General features: G+C 57.3%; 1 protein-coding gene. It reads left to right on the top strand.

Features of this window, described 5'->3' with window-relative positions:
* Positions 1–46: 46 nt before the first annotated feature.
* The coding region (locus tag Q0795_RS17175; RefSeq protein ID WP_298891795.1) for a hypothetical protein at positions 47–246 on the top strand (200 nt) is incomplete at its 3' end.

The raw sequence follows: 246 nt of genomic DNA, 5'->3' as shown, positions 1-246 counted from the left end.
GCTGCTTCGCGTTATGCTGTGGCACCCGTTACAGCAAACCATAGCCATGTCCAGCCTGTTCCACCCCTTTGAAAAGCTTGCCGCCCAACTCCTGCCCCATAGCAGCACCAGTCACAACGACGGCTCCCACGACCAATCGCACTTGCAGCGCGTCTGGAAGAACGTCTGTGCGATTCAGGAAAAAGAAGGTGGGAATCTGCGGATTTTGCTGGCAGCAACGGTGCTGCACGACTGCGTGGCGGTAGA

The sequence above is a fragment of the uncultured Serinicoccus sp. genome, from assembly GCF_947487915.1.
Lineage (GTDB): Bacteria > Actinomycetota > Actinomycetes > Actinomycetales > Dermatophilaceae > Ornithinicoccus.
Note: the sequence above shows the minus strand (reverse complement) of the source record. Positions and strands in the feature narration are given on the sequence as shown.